The 417-nt window shown below is 72.7% G+C and carries 1 protein-coding gene; it reads right to left on the reverse strand.

Features of this window, described 5'->3' with window-relative positions; genetic code table 11:
* The coding region (locus tag AC0IVP_RS21825; RefSeq protein WP_471759269.1) for a methyl-accepting chemotaxis protein at positions 1 to 417 on the reverse strand (417 nt) is incomplete at both ends.

The raw sequence follows: 417 nt of genomic DNA on the forward strand, positions 1-417 counted from the left end.
GTGGCCACGACGGCGTCGACCTGGTCCTGGATGGCGGTGATCTTGGCGGTGACGTCGGTGGTGGCCACGGCGGTCTCGCGGGCCAGTTCCTTGACCTCGTTGGCCACGACGGCGAACCCGCGGCCGGCCTCGCCGGCGCGGGCGGCCTCGATGGTGGCGTTCAACGCGAGCAGGTTGGTCTGGGCGGCGATGGTCCCGATGGTCTGGGCGACCTGACCGACCTGCTGGCTGGACTCACCCAGGGCGGCGACGACGGTGTTGGCCTGCTCGGCCAGGTCCCGGCCCTGGGAGGCCACGGTGGTCGCGGAGAGCACGTTGCGCTCGACCTCCTCGATGGAGGTGACCAGTTCCCGGCCGGCGGTGGCCAGCTGCTCGGTGGCGGCGATGCGGTCCAGGGCGGCACCGAGCAGGTAGGCG

The sequence above is a fragment of the Klenkia sp. AC732 genome, from assembly GCF_979256525.1.